This is a genomic window from Streptomyces sp. NPDC036764, from assembly GCF_055609385.1.
Genome location: NZ_JBVJPT010000001.1, coordinates 2412333 through 2431787 on the forward strand (window position 1 = coordinate 2412333; position 19455 = coordinate 2431787).

Consider the following 19455-nt stretch of genomic DNA (forward strand, 5'->3'; position numbering starts at 1 on the left):
CGTCCGATCCCCCCGCACCACGCTCGTCCGCCGATGGGGTGGAATAGCTGGGACTGCTACGGCACCACCGTGACCGAGGACGAGGTTCTCGCCAACGCGGAGTTCATGCGCGACCACCTGCTCGCGCATGGCTGGGACACCGTCGTGGTGGACATCCAGTGGTACGAGCCGACGGCCCGCGCCCACGGCTACAACCCGGACGCGCCCCTGGTCCTGGACGCGTACGGCCGCCAGCTCCCGGCCCCGAACCGGTTCCCGTCGGCCGCCCAGGGAGCGGGATTCGGACCGCTGGCCGAGCGGGTGCACGGCCTCGGTCTGCGCTTCGGCCTGCACATCATGCGGGGCATCCCGCGCCGTGCCGTCGCCGCCCAACTGCCCGTCGCGGGAACCGGGTTCACGGCCGACGAGATCGCCAACACCGGCTCGGTCTGCCCCTGGAACTCCGACAACTACGGCCTGAACCACGACCACCCGGGCGCCCAGGCGTACTACGACTCCCAGGTAGCCCAGTTCGCCGAGTGGGGCGTCGACTTCGTCAAGGCCGATGACATGCTCTTCCCGTACCACGAGCGGGAGATCGCCGCCTACGCCCGGGCCATCGAGCGCAGCGGGCGGCCGATCGAGCTGAGCCTCTCGCCCGGCACCGACGTCTCGCTGGCCCGTCTCGACCATCTGCGGGAACACGCCACCATGTGGCGGGTCTGCGATGACCTGTGGGACCGGTGGGAGGACGTCGAAGGCCAGTTCGCCCGCATGGCCCGCTGGGCTCCCTGGCAGAATGCGGCATCGACAGACGGCTCCGCCGCGGGCGGCTGGGCGGACGCCGACATGCTGCCGCTCGGGCACATCGGCATCCGTGCCGAACGCGGCGAGGACCGGCTGTGCTCCCTCACTCCCGCCGAGCAGACCAGCCTGCTCTCCCTGTGGCTGATCTCGCGTTCCCCGCTGATGATGGGCGGCGACCTGCCGACCAGCCCGCCGGAGACCATAGACCTCCTCACCAACGACGAGGCGCTGGACGTGCTGTGGCACAGCAGGGACAACCGGGAGGTCCTGCGTGAGCGGGACCTTGTCCTGTGGACGGCAGGGGACGTGGACGGCCGCACCCGTTACGCCGCCGTGTTCTCCCTGGCCGACGTCCCGAGCCAGGTGGCCGTACCCCTGGGGGCCATCAGCGCGGGCACCGGCGACGACGTACGGGAGGTGTGGACGCACAGGGACATCCCGCACGACGGACATGACCTGCGTCTCGAACTGCCCGCTCACGGGGCGGTTCTGTTGCGCCTGACCCCGCCCGGCACATCCGCCTGAGGTGCACGAGCCGGCCGCAGCGGGCACCGCACCCCCCGGTGCCCCCCACCGACGCTCGCCTGAGATCTGGGCCCGAAAGGACTCAGATCCCAGGAGCGGGGGTCATCCCGCGGTCAGGGTGGTCCACTTCTGGTTGGAGCCGCCGGTGCAGTCCCACAGGTGGAGTTGCGTGCCGTCGGTCGTGGAGGAGCCCGGGACGTCGAGGCAGCGGCCGGAGGCGGGGTTGCGGTAGCCGCCGTTGTAGGGCTGCCAGATCTGGTTGGCGCCGCCGTGGCAGGCCCAGATCTGCACCTTGGTGCCGTTGGCGGTGCCCGCTCCGGCGGCGTCGAGGCACTTGCCCATGGAGCGCAGGGTGCCGTCGGTGTAGGCGGACCAGTACTGGTTGGCCCCGTTGCCGCAGCTCCACGTCTGGACGGCGGTCCCGTCGGCGCTGCTGGCTCCGTTGACGTCCAGGCACTTGCCGCCGATGCCGGACTGCACGCGTGCGGCGGTGGGGGCGGGGTTCCTCAGCCACCCGGCGCTGTCCGCGGCCTGGACGCCGCGGTGGAAGGCGTCCGCCATCTTCCGGTAGCCCGCGTCGTTGGGATGCAGGGGGTCGGCCAGGTCGGCTGCGGTCAGGCTGCTCATGTCCACGTAGGCGACGTGTTTGCCCGCGGCCTGCTCGTCCCTCACGATCTGGGGGATGGCCTGGTTGTACGCGGCACGGTACTGCTCCTCCGAGCCGCTGGTGGACACGACCAGGGAGGCCACGAGGACGGTTGCGTCGGGGGCGGCGGCGGTGACCTGGTCGACCAGCGACCTCAGCCGGGCGGTGGCGGTGGAGACCTGGTAGCTCTCGTTGAGGTCGTTGGTACCGATGTGCAGCGTCACGACGTTGGGCCGGTAGCGGGTCAGCGAGGCGTCGGTGAGTGCGGCGATCTGGTGGATCTTGTATCCGGAGTGGCCTTCGTTGTCGGGGTCGGACATCGAACCGCCCCGCAACGTGCCGACGAAGTCCAGCGGATGGCCGTCCGCCGCGAGCTTGTCCCACAACGGGCCCCGGTAGCCGTTGCCCGTACTGCTTCCCACGCCCCAGGTGATCGAGTCGCCCAACGGCATGACCCGTAAAGGCGTGTTGGGGGCGGCGGAGGCAGGGGCCACACCTGCGGCCGTCGCCCCGGACACCGCAGCGACAAGCGTGATCAGAGGTAAAACCCAAGACTTTCTCAATGCAGCGTCCTCTTCTGCGAGTGATTGGGTGCATCAGCGCGGCTGATCGCCGTTCGTGTCAGCAGCTCGGCCGCAGTGCCGTCCCTTCGGCGTCGGCGGCCGCCTGACGTACTGGCAGCGCGGCAGGGGTGGCGCGGAGAGGTGGGTTCGCGTCCGCTCAACTCGTCACGCGGAAGGTGGCGTCGCCGCGTCCCGTCGCGGTGGTGATCGGGTCGAGGCGGAGTTCGTACGCGTAGTGCCGGAGGTACCGGTCGGGGTGGCTGTACGACTGGAAGGACGACCAGTTCGAGTCGGCGAGCCCGGCGACCTGGCGGAAGGCGGCGTCCGCGGCGAACTGGGTGGTGCCGTCGTTGTAGGCCAACTGGAAATCGTAGTTGGAGTGCCGCAGGAAGTACCCGGGGAAGTTGACCGACTCGAAGGAGACGGTGCCGGAGCCCGCCAGGCCGGGGCGGAGCCGGAACTGGGCGTCCGGGCCGGTGACATTCTGGTCGATGCGCGCGTCGAAGTTGGCGTGCCGCACATACCGGTCCTGGAAGTTGAACGACTGGAGTCGGTTGACCGGGGTGTTGGCCCAGCGTGCGAGCACACGGCTCTCCTCGGCGGCCGTCAGGTTCAGGATGGAACCGTGACGCTTCTTCGTGCCGCCCAGGTTGTAGCTTCCCGACGCCGGCAGCCGGTAGGTGCCGGAGCTGGACGGGCTGGTCGTCAGGACGGGCAGGTAGCCGCGTCCGGAGGCGTACTGGTCGAGGTAGAGGGTCCACTCGTCGCGGTCTCTGAACTTCATCCACATCGGGCCTTCGACCTGGGAACCGGTCAGGCCTATGCCGGAGAGGTTGCCGAGGCCGGTCCACGTACCGAGGATCGAGTTGCTGCCTTCGAGGGTGATCTGGCCGTCGCCGGAGGCGCGTACGTACCGGTGGTTGCCGACTCCGGCCGGTACCTCGACGATCTGGGTGTCGATGATGTTTTGGGTGCCGGGGCGGTCGATGTAGAGCTGCGGGGTGGTGACGGTGCGGAAATCGGCAGTGCGGGCGTAGTAGATGCGGTGCTTCAGCACGCCGCCCAGGGTCGCGTTCGTCGCCCAGTACAGGACGTAGTCGTTGGTCTCCGGGTTCCAGATCGCCTCCGGCGCCCACGCGTTGCGCCCGTCGGGGATCGCGCCGGCGACGTTGAGCAGCCACGGCTGTGACCAGGTGACCAGGTCCGTGGACTCCCACACCACGAGGTTGCGACTGGCGTTGTTCACGGCGTCGTCCCACGACTGCCCGCAGCCGATGCACAGGTCGGTCGCGAGGATCCAGTACCGGCTCCCGTCAGGGGAGCGCACCAGGGCGGGGTCGCGCACCCCGCGCGTGCCCACCGTGGAACGCAGCGTCATCCCGCCGCCGTTGAGGTCACTCCAGTGCAGGCCGTCCGTACTGTGCGAGAAGTAGATCTGCTGACCGGTGGACCCCTCCCCGATGAAGTGCGTCATCAGGTAGCCGGGGTCGGCGGCAACCGCCCGCTGCGGTGTGGTCAGGGCTTGGCCGCTGAAGACGAGGCATGCGGCGAGCAATACCGCCGACAGCCGGGCTCGGAGCGCGGACATGTACGTCTCCTGTCGTTCAGTGAATGCTCGGTGTACTGACCGCAGTTGCGCCGGGTTCGGCTGGTCGAACAGTGTTCGTAAGGTCGGGCAGAAGTTAAATGTGAGCAGCAGGGTGCGTCAATACTTCCGACATCCGCAGTCCTTGGGACGTGCAGGCGGGCAAGCCCCGTGACGGCTTGCGGTTAAGGCGTTAATCACTCAACCTACCGGGCGACGCGGGCAGGGCCGCGAGGCTACCTGCATCAAGTCCCGTATTTGCGCCGGGCGCGAGCACGTCACTCGGACATGAGGCAGGCCGGTGCGCAGGCCATGATCGATCCGAATAACCTTCTTTGAGCACGACTTGGACGTGGGTGATGCACGGCCTCACTCAAGCCGGGGGACGTCCGCGGCGGCAGACGATTCGACAAGGAGAGGCCGATGAGCGTTCTTGATGGAATCCTCGCTGGAGTTCGCGAGGACTTGGAAGAGCGTAAGCGTGCGACGCCGTTGGCGGAGCTGCGCTCTCGGGCAGCGGACGCGGCACCCGCGCTCGACCCGCTGCCCGGCTTCCGGGCGCCGGGGGTGTCCATCATCGCCGAGGTGAAGCGGAAGAGCCCCAGCAAGGGGGCGCTGGCAGATATCCCCGACCCCGCGTCCCTCGCTGCCCAGTACGCGGCCGGCGGTGCCGCTGCGATCAGCGTGCTCACCGAGAGCAGGCGTTTCGGCGGCTCTCTCGCCGATCTGGACGCCGTACGTGCGCGGGTCGACGTGCCCGTGCTGCGCAAGGACTTCATCGTCGACCCCTATCAACTGTGGGAGGCCCGCGCGCACGGCGCCGATCTTGCGCTTCTCATGGTCGTGTCGCTGGACGACGGTCAGCTCGCCGACCTGATGGGGCTGTGCAAGGAGTTGGGTCTCACGCCGCTCGTGGAGGCGCACACGGCCGACGAAGTGCGGCGCGCCGTCGCCGCGGGAGCGGAGCTTCTCGGCATCAACGCGCGGGATCTGACCACGCTGGACGTGGATCGCGGTGTGTTCGCCGACCTCGTGACGGCCATCCCGGAGGGCACGGTCAAGGTCGCGGAATCCGGCGTGACGGGCCCGAAGGATGTGGCGGAGTACCGCGGTTGGGGAGCCGACGTGGTGCTGGTCGGCGAGGCACTGGTCCGCTCGGGGGACCCGCGCACCGCCGTGCGCGGGTTCATCGAGGCGGCCGGGGCATAACGGCGTGCGGCTCGGCCAGGGACCGACGGCACGAGACCGGACCTGACGACTACCACTCGCACAGCCCCCCCGAGCAGCCCTGGAGGCCTGGGCCCGCTCCTACCGCGCGGCTTTCGACACCCCCGGGGCGGTGCCGCTCGTAAGGCCCCACACCACACCCATCATCACCCCACCCGAGGAGCTCTCATGACCGCTGCCTTCCACGTCCTGACCACCGGCTACGCCGACGAGCGGGTGGCCGGCACCGTCACCCTGCTCGTCGACGGCGAGACCGTCGCGATCGTCGATCCCGGCATGGTCGCGGACCGCCGGCTCATCCTGGACCCGCTCACGCACCACGGGCTGAACCCCGAAGACGTCACCGACGTGGTCTTCAGCCACCACCACCCGGACCACACGCTGAACGCGGCCCTGTTCCCCAAGGCCCGCTTCCACGACCACATGGCGATCTACCAGAACGACATCTGGGAGGACCGCGATGCCGACGGATTCCAGGTGTCGCCGTCGATCACGCTGATGACGACGCCCGGCCACACCGCCGAGGACGTCAGCACCCTGGCCACGACCGACGAGGGCCTGGTGGTGCTGACCCATCTGTGGTGGACCGCCGAGGGGCCGGCCGACGACCCCTTCGCGCCCGACCGCGAGCAACTGAGGGCGGCCAGGGAGAAGGTCCTGGCCCTCGCCCCGGCGCTCATCGTCCCGGGACACGGGGCACCGTTCGTGCCGTCGGCGTCGACGCCCGTCTAGCCTGCCGCATACCTTCGTCGCCAAGCCATGAACCATCGGCCGATTCCGTCCCGCTCTCCCCTTTCCCACACTGGTACCGGCCCCGGGGGCCAAGGGGGAGGCGGGAGCACATGAGAATCTGCCGGGCTCGTTTCCTGGCCATGGCTTCGGCGGCGGTCGGCACGCTCATGCTGCCGACGACCAGAGCGGCGGCGCTGATCCGAATCGCCCACGGGACAGAGACGCCACAGCGGCGCGGTCGGACTTACGGCAGATCGTCCACGAAGTCGACGTAGGGGACACCTCCGCACCGGCTCGACGCCCGGCTGAAGTCGGCTCTCTGCGACCAAGAACGGCTCCGGTACGGCCCGCCCTCTGGGATACATGCGCGCGTACCGCTGCGGCCCGATGTAGGGCCGCAGCGCGTCGTTCGTGAACGCGGAGGGCATCGCCCACTGCAACTGCATGCTGGCCACCACTCCGGCCCGGGCGAACCGCCGATAGTCGTGGGGGTGCACCAGTTGGAGGTGGGCAATGGTGTGCCGTCGGCCGGGGCGGCCGGGGCGGCCGGGGCGGGCGACGGCCTCGTAGGCGTTCAGGGCCGTACGTACGGCGCGGTCGCCGATGGCGTGGGCGTGCATCTGCCAGCCGTCCGCGTCCAGCGCGCGGACCAGAGCGCGGTAGTCCCGGTCGCTGACGTGCAGGGTGCCACGGTGATCGGTCGGCCTGCCCTCGGCGTCCAGGTACGGGTCCAGCAGTGCGGCGGTCTGTGCCGGGAACTCCATCACGCCGTCCAGGAACACCTTGACCGTGGTCAGCCGCAGCGTGGCCGGTCCGGTGAAGCGCCGGCGCACGTCGCGCAGGTAGTCGGCCGCCGCACGGGGCTTCCTGGCGAGTTCGGTGTCGATCAGCAGCGCGGGGGTGATGTGCTGCGGCAGCAGGCCCTTGGCGATGAGCTCGGCGTAGGTCTTGACGGTGTCCTCGCCGCTGGCGGCGTCGAGGAAGGACGTGATGCCGGCGGCCGGCAGGGTGCCGGCCCTCGACGGTCCACACGGCGTGCGGTGCGACGGACGAACGGCACACCGTGACCGCAGGACTGCGGAACGCGGCCGGTTGAGGCGGGTGTGCGGCGGCGGGATGCTGGAGGCAGCGCCCGTGACGGGCGACGCAGTGCTGTGCTGTGTGGCTGCGAGAACGAGGTCGGGGTACCGCCATGGACAACAAGCCCGACACGACCACGGCAGCGAGGGGCGCGGGACCACCCGAGGACTTCGCCGTGATCATCGACGCCCGCGGAGCCGTCTCCGCGTGGAGCGCCGGAGCGGGGCGACTGCTCGGGTACGCGGCCGACGAGTTGATCGGCCGCCCGGCCGCCTCCCTGCTGGCCGCGAAGCTGCCCATCGCGTTGCGGCGCCACCTGGCCGCCCGGGAGCCGTGGACGAGCGATGTGGCGCTGCGGAAACGGGACGGAGACCACGTCAAGCTGCAGCTTCGGGGCACGCCGGTGGCGGACGGGGACGGAGGGACCCAGTGGGTCGTCACCCCGGCGGCGATGAAGTACCTCGCCGCGCCGACCGACGCCGGGACGGCGGAGCTGTGGGACCTCACGCTCGCGCAGCTCCCGTTGCCCGTGGCCATTTACGACCATGAGGCACGGTTCGTGGCCTGCAACCAGGTGATGAGCCGGGCCATGGGGCTCACGCAGGAGGAGATGAGGGGCCTGACGTTGTGGGAGATCTATCCCGTCCCCCCGCTGGACGAGATCGACCGCCTCCAACGGCAGGTGGTGCGCACCGGCGAGATGATCTTCCGCGAGGAGCAGCCGTTTCGGGCGTCCGGGGAGGTCCGCGATCACGCGTGGTCGGTCTACCTGTCACCGCTGAAGGACCCGGCGGGCGCGGTGCTGGGGCTGTCGGCAGTGGTGATCGACATCACCGAGCAGTACTGGGCCCGCCGCCGACTGGCGGTGCTCAACGAGGCCGGCACGCGCATCGGCAGGTCCCTCGACGTGACCCGGACAACCGAGGAACTGGCCGAGGTGGCGGTGGACGGCTTCGCCGACTTCGTCACCGTCGACCTGCTGGAGTCGGTCATCCAGGGCCACGAGCCGCAACCGATCCCGCCCGACACACCGGTGCAGTGCCGCCGTACCGCGCAACGGTCCGTGCTCTCGGGCTGCCCGGAATCCGTGGTGGCGACGGGTGACGTCGACGTCTACCCTCCCGGCTCCCCACCGGCCCAGGCGCTGAGCACCGGCCAGGGTGCCTACTACCGTGCGGGCGACCCGGAGCTGCGCAAATGGTCGACTGCCTCCCCGGCCCGTGCCGAGAGCATGCGACGGTTCAGGATCCATTCGGTGATGATGGTGCCGCTGCGCGCCCGGGGCGTCACCCTGGGCGTGATGCACCTGCTGCGGCACCGTACGGCGGACCCTTTCGGCGAGGACGATCTGGTGCTCGCCGAGGAGATCGCCGCCAGGGCGGCGGTGAGTATCGACAACGCCCGCCGCTACACCCGTGAGCGCCGGACCGCGCTCACGCTCCAGCGCAGTCTGCTGCCCGAGCGGCTGCCACGAGCGCAGGCGGTGGACCTCGCCTACCGGTACTTTCCCGCCGGTCCGGGGGACGAGATCGGCGGAGACTGGTTCGACGTCATCGCGCTGTCCGGGGGACGGGTCGCGCTGGTGGTGGGCGACGTCGTGGGCCATGGCGTGAAGGCATCGGCCACGATGGGCCGCCTGCGCACCGCTGTGCGGACCCTCGCCGACGCCGACTTCGCGCCCGACGAGCTGCTCACCCGGCTGGACGACCTGGTCATCCGGCTCGACCGGGAGGAAGGCCCGGACACCCGGGGCGAGACGGAGGAGGCCTCGGGAGAGGTCGGGGCGACCTGCCTCTACGCCGTCTACGACCCCGTCGCCGGCCGATGCGACATGGCCCGCGCCGGGCACCCTCCGCCCGTCCTGGTCACCGCCGACGGCACCGTTCAAGTCCTGGACCTACCGCCCGGGCCGCCGCTGGGCCTGGGCGGACTGCCCTTCGAGGCAGCTCGGATCGAGGTGGGCGAGGGCAGCCTGCTCGCCCTTTACACCGACGGCCTGATCGAGGCCCCCGGCCGGGAGATCGACGTCGGACTGGAGCTGCTGACCGAAGCGCTGCGCCGCCCGGCCGCCGGCCTGGAGGAAACCTGCGACGAGGTCATGCGCAAGGTACGGCCCGACCCGCCTGCCGACGACATCGTCCTGCTGCTGGCGCGCACCTCCGGTCTCGACGCGCACCAGGTCCGCACCTGGCGACTGCCCGTGGACCCCGCGGCCGTCGCCGGAGCCCGCCGCGAGGCGAGCGAACAGTTGGCCGCCTGGGGGCTGGCCGAGCTGGAGTTCTCCACCGAGCTGATCGTCAGCGAGCTGGTCACCAACGCCATCCGGTACGGCAACGCCCCCATCGAGCTGCGGCTCATCCGCGCCGACGTCCTCATCTGCGAGGTCTCCGACGGCAGCAGCACCGCCCCGCACCTGCGGCGGGCCCGTGTCTTCGACGAGGGCGGACGCGGACTGCTGCTCGTCGCGCAGGTGGCCGAGCGCTGGGGCAGCCGCCACACCGCCGTCGGCAAGACGATCTGGGCCGAACAGTCTCTGCCTCACTGAGCTTGTTCTTTATGGTTTGAGCCGGTTTCGTTCGATGAGCGGCCTTCGTCGTCGTCACGTGCATCCTTGGTCGGAGCACATGATCAGACGAAGGCAGCCTCAGCGTCCGGCGATTGCCCAGGTGAGCGACCTGGTTCGAAGCGTATTTCGGGACCGTCCCACACGCGACCGACCTGACGGTAGCGTGATCGACATGACGGCTGAGGGCGAAGCCCTGGTTGGCGGCATGGTGAACGCAGGCGCGGTCTTCCGCCACGGTGCCCTGGTGGAACGCCCGGCGCCGCGCACCGCGCGCGCCCTCCATGCCCATCTCCTCGCGCTCAAAGAGCAGGGGTTCGACGCGGCTCCGAGGCCGATCCGTCTTACCGCAGACGGCCGCGAGCAACTGACCTTCATCCCGGGCGACGTCGCTCTACCGCCGTTTCCGCGCTGGGTGATGACCGAGACCGCGTTGAGATCGGTGGGAAGCCTGTTGAGGCGCCTGCACGACACCAGCGCGGCCATCGCGGTTGACGCATGCGCTGAGTGGCCCCGATCCCTGGCCGACCCGGCGGGAGGAACGATGCTGTGCCACAACGATGTGTGCCCGGAAAACGTCGTCTTCCGCGACGGCCGTGCCACAGCCCTGATCGATTTCGACCTGGCGGCCCCCGGCCGAGCAGTATGGGACGTAGCCATGACCGCCCGCTACTGGGTTCCCATGCTTGATCCCACGTCCGCGGCAGTTCTCTATCCCGCGGGGCTGGATGCCCCGGCACGACTGCGGATCCTCGCCGACGGCTACGGTCTCTCCCCGCAGGAGCGCGGTGAATTGCCCGGCGTTATCGAGCAGGCCACCGCATCCTGCCGGGCCTTCGTCGCTGATCGAGTGGCCGACGGTGACCCCGTCTACACCCAGGCGCTGTCCGAGCACGGTGGTTGGCAGCGTTGGGACCGCATCCAGCAGTGGCTGGTGGCTCACCACGAGATGTTCACGGCTGCCCTGTTGGGATGACTGGCTAGGAGGTCAAACAACGAGCTGAGCGTGGGAGAGGACGCTGCGGGGGCCGCGCCGTCATGCGGCACGACCCCCGCCCGCTGTCGTCACAGCGCGAGGATCTGCCAGTCCTGGTTGGAGCCGCTGGTGGCGGGCCACTGGATGACCGAAGCGCCGTCCGCGGTGGCGGCGTCCTTGACGTCGGCGCACCACCCGTTGCGGACGTTGACGAGCTGGTGGTAGCCGCTGGTCTGGGAGGGCACCAGCTTCCACGACTGGTTGTCACCGCCGTCGTCGGTCCCCTGGTTCAGTCCGTCACCCTGGGCGGAGTCGCCCGGGCTCTGAAGCACCTTGCCGCTGCGGACGTTGGACAGCCGGTAGGAGCCGTCGGCGTTGGGCAGCAGTTTCCACTGCTGGTTGGTACCCCCGCCCCACGGCCACTGGATGGCGGCGCCCCCGTCGGCGGTCGAGGCGCCGCTGATCTCCAGCACCTTGCCGCTCTTGCGGTTCACCAGCCGGACGCTGCCGACGTCCGCGCTGAAGGGCCGGTCGTAGACCTCCAGGCTGCGGATCGACGCCCAGACACCCGACGGCAGCCCGGTGACCGTCACCCGCACATACCGTGCCTGAGCGCGGAAGACGGAGACCTGCACCTGACTGGTGCCGGTGGTGGCGGTCAGGTCGGCCAGGGTGGTCCAGTCGGAGTTGTCGGTGGAACCTTCGATCCGGTAGCGGTAGTTCGTCGCCGGGGACTCCCAGGCGATACGGGTTCCCGTCAGCGACCTCACCGACCCCAGGTCCACTTTCAGCCACTGCCCCGTGTCGCCGTTGCTCGCGCACCAGCGGGTGGCGGTGGAGCCGTCGACGGCCTTGGCGGCGGTGTTGCCGTGGGAGGTCTCCTCGCTGCCGGCCGTGGCCGTCCTGCCGACGGCGATGTCGGCCGGCTGCACGGAGCGGTCCAGCGTGACCCCCACGATGCTGTCCTCGGGGATGCGGGTGCGGTTGATGCCGGTGATCGTCACCTTGCCGTCCGAGCCGACGCTGTACGACAGATCGGTGCCCGTGGCGACCTCGAAGACGCGGGTGACCCTGGCGTCCGAGGTGGACGGGGTGGTGAAGGAGGTGCCGCTGTAGCCGGGCAGCAGGTGGACGTAGAAGGTGTTGTCCTTGCACGTGTAGCCGTACTGGCCGTCCACCGGTTCCCACGGCCCGCCGCGCGTGCCGTAGACGGCCTGGCCGCAGGTGGACAGGAAGGAGCCGACCTTGCGCACCGCTGCCGCCTGGTCGGCGGGGACCACGCCGCTGCGGTCGGGGCCGACGTTGAGGAGGACGGTCATGTTGCGCACCCAGGAGTTGACCAGGATGTTCATGATGTTGCCGAAGCTCATCACGGGCGCGCCCGACGTGTAACCCCAGGCGCCGCCGATGGTGAAGCACTTCTCCGCCAGCCTGCCGGTGCGCATCGCGCCGCTCGGCACGGAACCGCCTTCCTCGCTGGTGTAATCGCCGATCCAGCCGGAGCGCAGAGTGGTGACGATGTCGGGCTGGTGCTTGCGTGCCAGGCCGGTCAGCCCGAGCGGCTTGCCGGTCGCGGAGTCGGTCTCGCTGTAGGCGGCGTCCACCGGCCACTCGTTGGCGGTGTCGCGGAACTTGCCGGGCTCCCAGAAGAAGGAAGCGTCCGCGTCGGTACCCTGCTGGCCGAGCCAGCCGCCGTCCCACCACAGGTCGTCGATCTTGCCGTACTGGGTGACCAGTTCCCTGACCTGCTGGTACACCTCGTTCTTCATGATCCGCGCGTTCTCTTTGTGCGCGGGATCGGTTACGTAACCCCACTTGTTCGGGAGGCAGTTGGTGCCGCGGACGTCGTAGTAGCCGGGGTAGCGCCAGCTCAACGGCGAGTAGTACAGGCCCACCCGCAACCCGGCCTCGCGCACGGCGGTGACGTACTGGCTGATGAAGTCGCGCTGCAGGGGCGCCTGCCCGCTGTGCCAGGCGTTCGGGTGCGTGGATGGCCACAGCGCGAACCCGTCGTGGTGGCGGGCCGTGAGCACCGTGTACTTGGCGCCCATGTCCTTGGCCAGTTGCGCCCAGTCGGCAGGGTTGTACGCAGCCGCGGTGAACTGCTCGCCGTTGGCGTCGGTGACGTACTTCCGGTAGTTCTCCGGCGTGACGGCGGCGTTCTCCATGTACCACTCGCCCCTGGCGGGGCCTGAGTAGACCCCCCAGTGGATGAACATGCCGAGCTTGGCGTCCTGGAGCCACTTGATCTTCTCGTCGGACTGCTGCTCGATGCCCAGGTCCGGCTGGGGGACTCGCAGCGGGAGGAGCGGCAGCGGCTGTGGGGAGGCGGCGGCGTGGGCGGGGGTCGCCAGCGTCGGCGAGACGGCTGCGGCAACCGTCATTGCGGCCATGCCGGTCAGCACTCTGCGGCGACTGATCGGTTCGGGCACGGTTCTCTCCTGACTGTTCACAGAACAGCACGACGGTGTGTTGGTTCAGGTTCAAAGCAAGCGGCTCGAGGGGCGTCCCGGTGTTCGACCATATGCGGAGACGCAACAGGAACATTGGATGTATTAGCAGCTACCCAACGGGCTGTTGTCCAGAGATCGGATGCAATTGCCTTAGGAAGCAGGGCTTTTGCGCCATCGCCTGTTGGAGTGCCGACTCCTGACATGGGATGTATCTACCGTGCGGTAGCTATTGACGAGGGCATGCCCGGTACCTACCGTCCTGCGACGGATCCGAACAGATTTCAACAATGACGAGCTGTCGCTCGGAGTGGAGTACCGATGCTCAGACGTGCGTTCCCTCCTCTTCTCGCCCTTGTCCTGGGCGCGTTCACGCTGCTCGCCTCTGGCGCGCCGGCCCAGGCGGCCTCTGTCACCGTGACCAACGGGACGCAGTTCACCGACACCACGGGAGCCGTGGTGCACGCCCATGGCGGCGGGGTGATCAAGGTGGGCGTGTACTACTACTGGTTCGGCGAGAACCGTTACGCCGACAACACCTTCAAGGCCGTCTCCGCCTACCGCTCCACCGACCTGAAGACCTGGGAGTTCAGACGCAACGTGCTGACCCAGGCCAGCGCCCCCGAGCTGGCGGTCGCCAACATCGAGCGGCCGAAGGTCGTTTACAACAGCACGACCGGCAAGTTCGTGATGTGGATGCACAAGGAGAACGGCAAGGACTACAACGAGTCCCGTTCCGCGGTAGCCGTCTCCGACACCGTCGACGGCGACTACACCTGGCGGGGCAGCTTCCGGCCGCCGTCCGGCACGACGTCCCGGGACATGACCCTGTTCAAGGACGACGACGGAACCGCGTACCAGGTCACTTCCGCGGCCGGCAACGCCGATCTGCACATCTACAAGCTCACCGCCGACTACACCGGCTACGACAGCCTCGTCGCCAACCCGTGGCCGAACAACTACCGCGAATCGCCCGCGCTGTTCAAGCGCGACGGCGTCTACTTCATGCTCACGTCCGGCACCAGCGGCTGGAACCCCAACCAGCAGAGGTACGCCACCGCCACCAGCCTGGCCGGCCCCTGGACCGCCATGACCGAGATAGGCGACGCCGCCGCCTACGGCTCCCAGACGGCGTTCGTGCTGCCGGTGCAGGGAACCTCGGGCACCTCCTACCTTTACATGGGCGACCGCTGGGGTAACTCCATGGGCGGCACGGTCAATGACTCGCAGTACGTCTGGCTGCCGCTGACCTTCCCGACCAGGACCACCATGAACCTGCCGTGGTACCCGCAGGTCGCCGTCGACATCGCCGTCGGCACGGTCACCGGAGTGGGCGGCGGCCCGTACTACAACCTGGTGGCCCGGCACAGCGGCAAGTGCCTCGACATCACCGACAACTCGGCCGCCGACAGCGCGAGCGCGCTGCAGTACTCCTGCAACGGTGGCCTCAACCAGCAGTGGCAGCTCCAGGATGCGGGCGACGGCTACGTCCGGGTGCTCGCCCAGCACAGCGGTAAGTGCCTGGATGTCGACGGGGGTTCCACCGCCGACGGTGCGTTCGTGAACCAGTACCACTGCACGACGGGCACCAACCAGCAGTGGCGCTTCGATGACCAGGCAGGCGGCTACTACCGCCTGGTCGCCCGGCACAGCGGCAAGTGCCTGGACGTCGAGGACGCCTCGACCGCCAACGGTGCCCGCCTCATCCAGTGGCCCTGCGGTACCGGCGCCAACCAGCAGTTCCAGTGGCCCGCGGTGTGAGACGGGCGGCAACGCCGGCCAACGACTCCAACAGCAGCGCGCCCCGGCCCTTCCCAGGGCGCGTCCCCCACTGCGGCCAGGCGGCCGCACTCAGTGAAGGAGAAACCGATGTTGGGCATGCGTACGGCATGCAGGGTCCCGTGGTGGCGTCGCTGGACGCGAACGGCCGTGCTCGCCGCGGTGACCGCCTTGATGGCAACGCTGCTGTCCGGGTTGGGCGCTGTCGGGCGGCTCAGGCGGCCGGCGTGGATACGACGGCGTTCTCCCCGTCACGCTTGAGCAACGTCCGGTCGACTCCCACACCGGCGACCTGCTGGCCGACTACTGCCGCCGAGTCGGCTGCCGCACCCGGGCCTCCCCGGCACCCTCAAGCCATGGCCAGGACGGCGGAGATCAGGGCTCGCAGGCAGACCCTTTCGGCTTCCTCGTCCGGCAGTGAGAGGTGCTGCATCGTCAGCCCGTCGAAGCCCGCGAGGAAGAACCTCGCGATCGTCTCGGCGGGTTGGGCGAGTTGGTGGCCGGTGCGTTCGGCGGCCTCGCTGATCAGCTTGGTCGTCACGGCCGAGATGTCGCGGTGGTGGCCTTGCAGAGCCTCCTGGAGATGGGGCGTGCGCAGGGCGAACATGGACAGTTCCGTGAGGAGTTGGTAGGACGCCGGCTGTTCGAGCACCGTTTGCCACAGGGCCTCGGCGAGAGTGCCGATCGTGTCCTCGAAGCCCGCGTCAGTGGGTGCCGCGCGCTCCACCTGGCTGACCAGGTCCTGGGTGAGCTGCTCCATGACGGCCCGGTACAGATCTTCCTTCGTGCCGAAGGTGTAGTGCACGGTCGCCTGGGCCACGCCGAGCTCGGCGGCGATGGCGCGGGTGCTGCCGGCGGCGACGCCCTCCCTGGCCATGAGGTCGATGGCCGCCTTGATCAGTTGAGGGCGGCGCTCCGCCGCGGATACATGAGCCATGACGGCATCCTATGCGACTCAGTCTGCCGAACAGGTCGTCCGACAAGGTCTGGATTCACGAGCCCGGACCGGCCGGACATCTCCTGGAGCGGCCGGACGTCTCAAGGTCTCGATAGTTCCGTCAATTGACTGTGTCGGTCAACACGATCGATCGACATTGTCGAGTGACAATGTCGTCTGTATGGTTCTGGCCAGCGACAGCCTGCGCCGAACGAAAGGCAAGCTCATGACCCACGAGACCCTGCGCGGAACCGAGCCGATCCCTCAGCGTCCGGCCCTGCCCCTGGTCGGCCACGCCTTCGACATCCCCGGTGGCGCAGACGGCCTGCTCTACGTGATGAAGGAGGCCAAGGAGCTGGGACCGCTGTTCAAGCTCCGCGTCTTCGGCACCGAGATCAACTTCGCCTCCGGCCTCGACCTGGTCACCGAGCTGGCGGACGAGAGCCGGTTCCGCAAGAACGTGCACCCCGACCTCGTGATCCTTCGCGAGATCGGCGGCGACGGGCTCTTCACCGCGTTCAACGACGAGCCCAACTGGCGCAAGGCGCACGACATCCTGATGCCGGCCTTCTCGCTCGGCGCGATGCGCGGCTACCACGCGACGATGCTCAAGGTGGCCCGGGAACTGATCGGGAAGTGGGACCGGGCGGCCGGGACGGAGCCCGTGGACGTGGCCGGCGACATGACGCGGCTGACGTTCGACACGATCGGCCTGTGCGGATTCGGCTACGACTTCGAATCCTTCGGCCGCGAGGAGCCGCACCCCTTCGTCACCGCCCTGTCGCGGGCGCTCGGCTTCGCCCAGGCCAAGGGGGAGTCCATCCCGGGTGCCGACCTGTTCAAGTGGAAGCAGGCCGAGCAGTTCCGCACCGACGTGACCCTGATGAAGGACCTCGTCGACGACGTGATCCGAGAGCGCCGGGCCTCCGGGGACCCGAGCACCGACGACCTGCTCGGGCGCATGCTGCACACCTCCGACACGGTGACGGGCGAGCCCCTGGACGACGTCAACATCCGCTACCAGGCGATCACGTTCCTCATCGCCGGGCACGAGACCACCAGCGGGGCCCTGTCCTTCGCCCTCTACTACCTGACCAAGCACCCCGAGGTCCTCGCCCGAGCCCAGGCCGAGGTCGACGCGCTGTGGGGCGACTCGGACGCCCCCGAGCCGGACTACGGGGACATCGGCAAGCTGACGTACATCCGCCAGGTGCTCAACGAAGGCCTGCGGCTGTGGCCGACGGCCCCCGCCTACGCCGTGGAGCCACTGGAGGACACCGTCATCGGCGGGAAGTACGCGGTGCGCAAGGGCGCGTCGATCCAGGTGCTCATCCCGCAGTTGCACCGGGACCCCGCCTGGGGCGAGAACGTCGAGCTGTTCGACCCCGACCGGTTCCTGCCCGAGCGGGAGGAGGAGCGGCCGGTCCACCTGTTCAAGCCGTTCGGCAGCGGCGAACGCGCCTGCATCGGCCGCCAGTTCGCGCTGCACGAGGCGACGCTGGTCCTCGCGCTGCTGATCCACCGCTACCGCCTGATCGACCACACCAATTACCAGTTGAAGATCAAGCAGTCGCTCACCCTGAAGCCCGACGAGTTCACGCTGAACCTGGCCCGGCGCACCGGCGGGGAGCGCCGTCTGCCCACCGCCGCGGCCGTCGCCGCGAGCAGCGCTCCCGCCGGCCAGGACCGGCCCGGCGTCCGACGCGCCACCGGAACCGCGCTGACCCTCCTGCACGGCTCCAACCTGGGCACCTGCGCGGGCATCGCCCGCGACCTGGCGGCGGACGGCGACGAGCGCGGCTTCGCCCCGTCCGTCGCTCCCCTCAACGACGCCGTGGGCAAGCTCTCCGCGGGTGACGGACCGGTGGTGATCGTGGCCGCCTCCTACAACGGCAGGCCCACCGACGACGCCACGGAATTCGTCGCATGGCTGGAGGGCCTGGAGCCCGGCGCGCTCGACGGCCTCCAGTACGCCGTACTCGGCGTCGGCGACCGCAACTGGGCCGCCACCTACCAGCGCGTCCCCACCCTCGTCGACGAGCGGCTCACCGCCGCGGGCGCCACCTCACTGCTGGAGCGCGGCGCCGCCGACGCCGCCGGCGACTTCGCCGGCACGGTGGACCGGTGGACCGGCGACCTGTGGACCGCCCTGCTGGAGCGGTACGGAGCCGCCGCGGCAGCGCAGGAGACCGAGCCGGGCGCCGACCAGGAGGCGGGACTGTACGAGCTTCAGGACGCGACCGACTCGGTCATCGGCGGCCTCGCGGCACGACACGGCGTACAGCCGATGGAGGTGCTCGACGCGTACGAACTGGTCGACATGGACAACGGGTTGGGCCGCTCCAAGCGATTCCTGAGGCTGCGGCTGCCAGAGGGCGTCACCTACCGCACCGGCGACCACCTGGCCGTGCTCCCGAGCAACCCGGACGCCCTCGTACGGCGGGTGGCCGACCGCTTCGGCCTCGACCTGGAGCGCACCGTGCGACTGCGCGCCCGTCGCCGCAGCCGGGGCGCCCTGCCCGTCGACCGGCCGCTGACCCTGCGCCGCCTGCTCACCGACTTCGTGGAACTGCAGGATGCCGCCACCCAGGAGCAGGTCGCCGTGCTCGCCGAGCACACCGCCTGCCCGCCCGAGAAGCGGCCCCTGACCGAACTCGCGGAGACGGACCCGGAGGCCTTCCGCGAGCAGGTGACCGCCGCCGGACGCAGTGTCCTGGACCTGCTGGAGCGCTACCGCGCCTGCGAGCTGCCCTTCGAACGCTTCCTGGAACTGCTGCCCGTCCTGCGCCCGCGCCACTACTCGATCTCCTCGTCCGCCGAAGCGGCACCCGGCGAGGTGGACCTGATGGTGTCGCTGCTCGCCGCGCCCCACCGCGCCGGCGAGGGCATGTTCCACGGCATCGCCTCGCACTACCTCCAGACAGTGAAGGCCGGCGACACCGTCCAGGCCAGGGTGCTGCCCTGCAGCGAGGACTTCCGTCTGCCGCAGGACGAGTCGGTGCCGGTGATCCTGGTCAGCGCGGGCACCGGTCTGGCGCCCTTCCGCGGCGCGGTCCTCGACCGCCACCACACCCGGTCGACCGGGACGCTTCTGTGCTACTTCGGCTGCGACCACCCCGACGTCGACTACCTCCACCGCGCGGAATTCGAGACGGCCGAGGCAGCCGGAGCCGTCAGCATGCGACCCACCTTCTCCTGCGCGCCCGAGGACGGTGCCCGCTTCGTCCAGGACCGCATCGCGAGGGAGAGCGACGAGGTCTGGGCCGTACTGGAGGCCGGCGGACGCGTCTACATCTGCGGAGACGGCCGACGTATGGCCCCGGCGGTGCGGGAGGCGTTCATGGCGATCTACCGCAAGAACACGGGTGCCGGCGATGAGGAGGCCACCGCCTGGCTGGCCGCCCTCACCGAGTCCGGCCACTACGTGGAAGACGTCTGGGCCGGCTGACCGCCCACGGTGCGGTGGCAGACGTCCACCGCGTCGATATCCCGATCGACGGGCCACGGACGTCCGACGCGTCCGTGGCCAGTGTCCCGAAAACGCGGCTCGTGCCCTCTGACTCGTGAGGCTCTCATGCTTGTTGCACACTCGGCACTCCGCCGAGG

Annotated in this window: 12 protein-coding genes; 7 read left to right on the forward strand and 5 right to left on the reverse strand. The window is 69.5% G+C overall.

From position 1 onward, the window contains the following. Positions 1-33 precede the first annotated feature (33 nt). Positions 34-1311: a glycoside hydrolase family 27 protein gene (locus ACZ69Q_RS09915; protein WP_471039189.1), complete on the forward strand. Its 1278-nt coding sequence runs from the start codon at positions 34-36 to the stop codon at positions 1309-1311. 102 nt (positions 1312-1413) lie between these two features. Here ACZ69Q_RS09915 and ACZ69Q_RS09920 read toward each other — a convergent pair whose 3' ends face one another. Continuing rightward, complete coding sequence (locus tag ACZ69Q_RS09920) at positions 1414-2520, reverse strand: ricin-type beta-trefoil lectin domain protein (RefSeq protein WP_471039192.1); 1107 nt, start codon at positions 2518-2520, stop codon at positions 1414-1416. A gap of 157 nt (positions 2521-2677) precedes the next feature. Beyond that, positions 2678-4108, reverse strand: coding sequence for a glycoside hydrolase family 43 protein (locus ACZ69Q_RS09925; RefSeq protein ID WP_471039194.1), 1431 nt, complete (start codon positions 4106-4108; stop codon positions 2678-2680). A 420-nt stretch (positions 4109-4528) separates the two neighbouring features. Between ACZ69Q_RS09925 and trpC the strand changes: the two genes are divergently transcribed. Next, positions 4529-5314, forward strand: a complete 786-nt coding sequence (gene trpC, locus ACZ69Q_RS09930; RefSeq protein WP_471039195.1) for an indole-3-glycerol phosphate synthase TrpC — start codon at positions 4529-4531, stop codon at positions 5312-5314. A gap of 186 nt (positions 5315-5500) precedes the next feature. Beyond that, the gene (locus ACZ69Q_RS09935; protein WP_471039198.1) at positions 5501-6064 is read left to right on the forward strand and encodes an MBL fold metallo-hydrolase; all 564 of its coding nucleotides are present in this window, start codon (positions 5501-5503) and stop codon (positions 6062-6064) included. Here the strand turns inward: ACZ69Q_RS09935 and ACZ69Q_RS09940 are convergent. Further along, positions 6061-7305: an amidohydrolase family protein gene (locus ACZ69Q_RS09940; RefSeq protein ID WP_471039200.1), complete on the reverse strand. Its 1245-nt coding sequence runs from the start codon at positions 7303-7305 to the stop codon at positions 6061-6063. The genes ACZ69Q_RS09935 and ACZ69Q_RS09940 overlap by 4 nt on opposite strands. On the opposite strand from ACZ69Q_RS09940, the gene ACZ69Q_RS09945 reads away from it, so the two are divergent. Both ACZ69Q_RS09945 and ACZ69Q_RS09950 read left to right on the forward strand, forming a co-directional pair. After that, positions 7257-9689: a SpoIIE family protein phosphatase gene (locus ACZ69Q_RS09945; RefSeq protein WP_471039201.1), complete on the forward strand. Its 2433-nt coding sequence runs from the start codon at positions 7257-7259 to the stop codon at positions 9687-9689. The genes ACZ69Q_RS09940 and ACZ69Q_RS09945 overlap by 49 nt on opposite strands. Positions 9690-9882: 193 nt before the next feature. Further along, positions 9883-10683 carry a phosphotransferase gene (locus ACZ69Q_RS09950; protein WP_471039204.1) on the forward strand — a complete coding sequence of 267 codons (801 nt, stop codon included), beginning with the start codon at positions 9883-9885 and terminating at the stop codon, positions 10681-10683. Between the two features lie 89 nt (positions 10684-10772). On the opposite strand, the gene ACZ69Q_RS09955 is transcribed toward ACZ69Q_RS09950, so the two are convergent. Continuing rightward, positions 10773-13115 (reverse strand): alpha-L-fucosidase, encoded by a 2343-nt coding sequence (locus ACZ69Q_RS09955; protein WP_471039207.1) that lies wholly within the window; start codon positions 13113-13115, stop codon positions 10773-10775. Positions 13116-13454: 339 nt separating this feature from the next. Between ACZ69Q_RS09955 and ACZ69Q_RS09960 the strand changes: the two genes are divergently transcribed. Beyond that, complete coding sequence (locus ACZ69Q_RS09960; protein ID WP_471039208.1) at positions 13455-14894, forward strand: RICIN domain-containing protein; 1440 nt, start codon at positions 13455-13457, stop codon at positions 14892-14894. Between the two features lie 367 nt (positions 14895-15261). Here ACZ69Q_RS09960 and ACZ69Q_RS09965 read toward each other — a convergent pair whose 3' ends face one another. Next, positions 15262-15849: a TetR/AcrR family transcriptional regulator gene (locus tag ACZ69Q_RS09965; protein WP_471039211.1), complete on the reverse strand. Its 588-nt coding sequence runs from the start codon at positions 15847-15849 to the stop codon at positions 15262-15264. Positions 15850-16075: 226 nt separating this feature from the next. On the opposite strand from ACZ69Q_RS09965, the gene ACZ69Q_RS09970 reads away from it, so the two are divergent. Beyond that, entirely contained in the window at positions 16076-19297 is a 3222-nt protein-coding gene (locus ACZ69Q_RS09970; protein ID WP_471039214.1) for a bifunctional cytochrome P450/NADPH--P450 reductase, read from the forward strand. Positions 19298-19455: the final 158 nt, after the last annotated feature.

Bases quoted from the DNA above. Each gene is read 5' to 3' on its own strand.
- ACZ69Q_RS09915 (WP_471039189.1), top strand. From the start codon at position 34: ATGGGGTGGAATAGCTGGGACTGCTACGGCACCACCGTGACCGAGGAC.
- ACZ69Q_RS09925 (WP_471039194.1), bottom strand. From the start codon at position 4,108: ATGTCCGCGCTCCGAGCCCGGCTGTCGGCGGTATTGCTCGCCGCATGC.
- trpC (WP_471039195.1), top strand. From the start codon at position 4,529: ATGAGCGTTCTTGATGGAATCCTCGCTGGAGTTCGCGAGGACTTGGAA.
- ACZ69Q_RS09935 (WP_471039198.1), top strand. From the start codon at position 5,501: ATGACCGCTGCCTTCCACGTCCTGACCACCGGCTACGCCGACGAGCGG.
- ACZ69Q_RS09945 (WP_471039201.1), top strand. From the start codon at position 7,257: ATGGACAACAAGCCCGACACGACCACGGCAGCGAGGGGCGCGGGACCA.
- ACZ69Q_RS09950 (WP_471039204.1), top strand. From the start codon at position 9,883: ATGACGGCTGAGGGCGAAGCCCTGGTTGGCGGCATGGTGAACGCAGGC.
- ACZ69Q_RS09960 (WP_471039208.1), top strand. From the start codon at position 13,455: ATGCTCAGACGTGCGTTCCCTCCTCTTCTCGCCCTTGTCCTGGGCGCG.
- ACZ69Q_RS09965 (WP_471039211.1), bottom strand. From the start codon at position 15,849: ATGGCTCATGTATCCGCGGCGGAGCGCCGCCCTCAACTGATCAAGGCG.
- ACZ69Q_RS09970 (WP_471039214.1), top strand. From the start codon at position 16,076: ATGACCCACGAGACCCTGCGCGGAACCGAGCCGATCCCTCAGCGTCCG.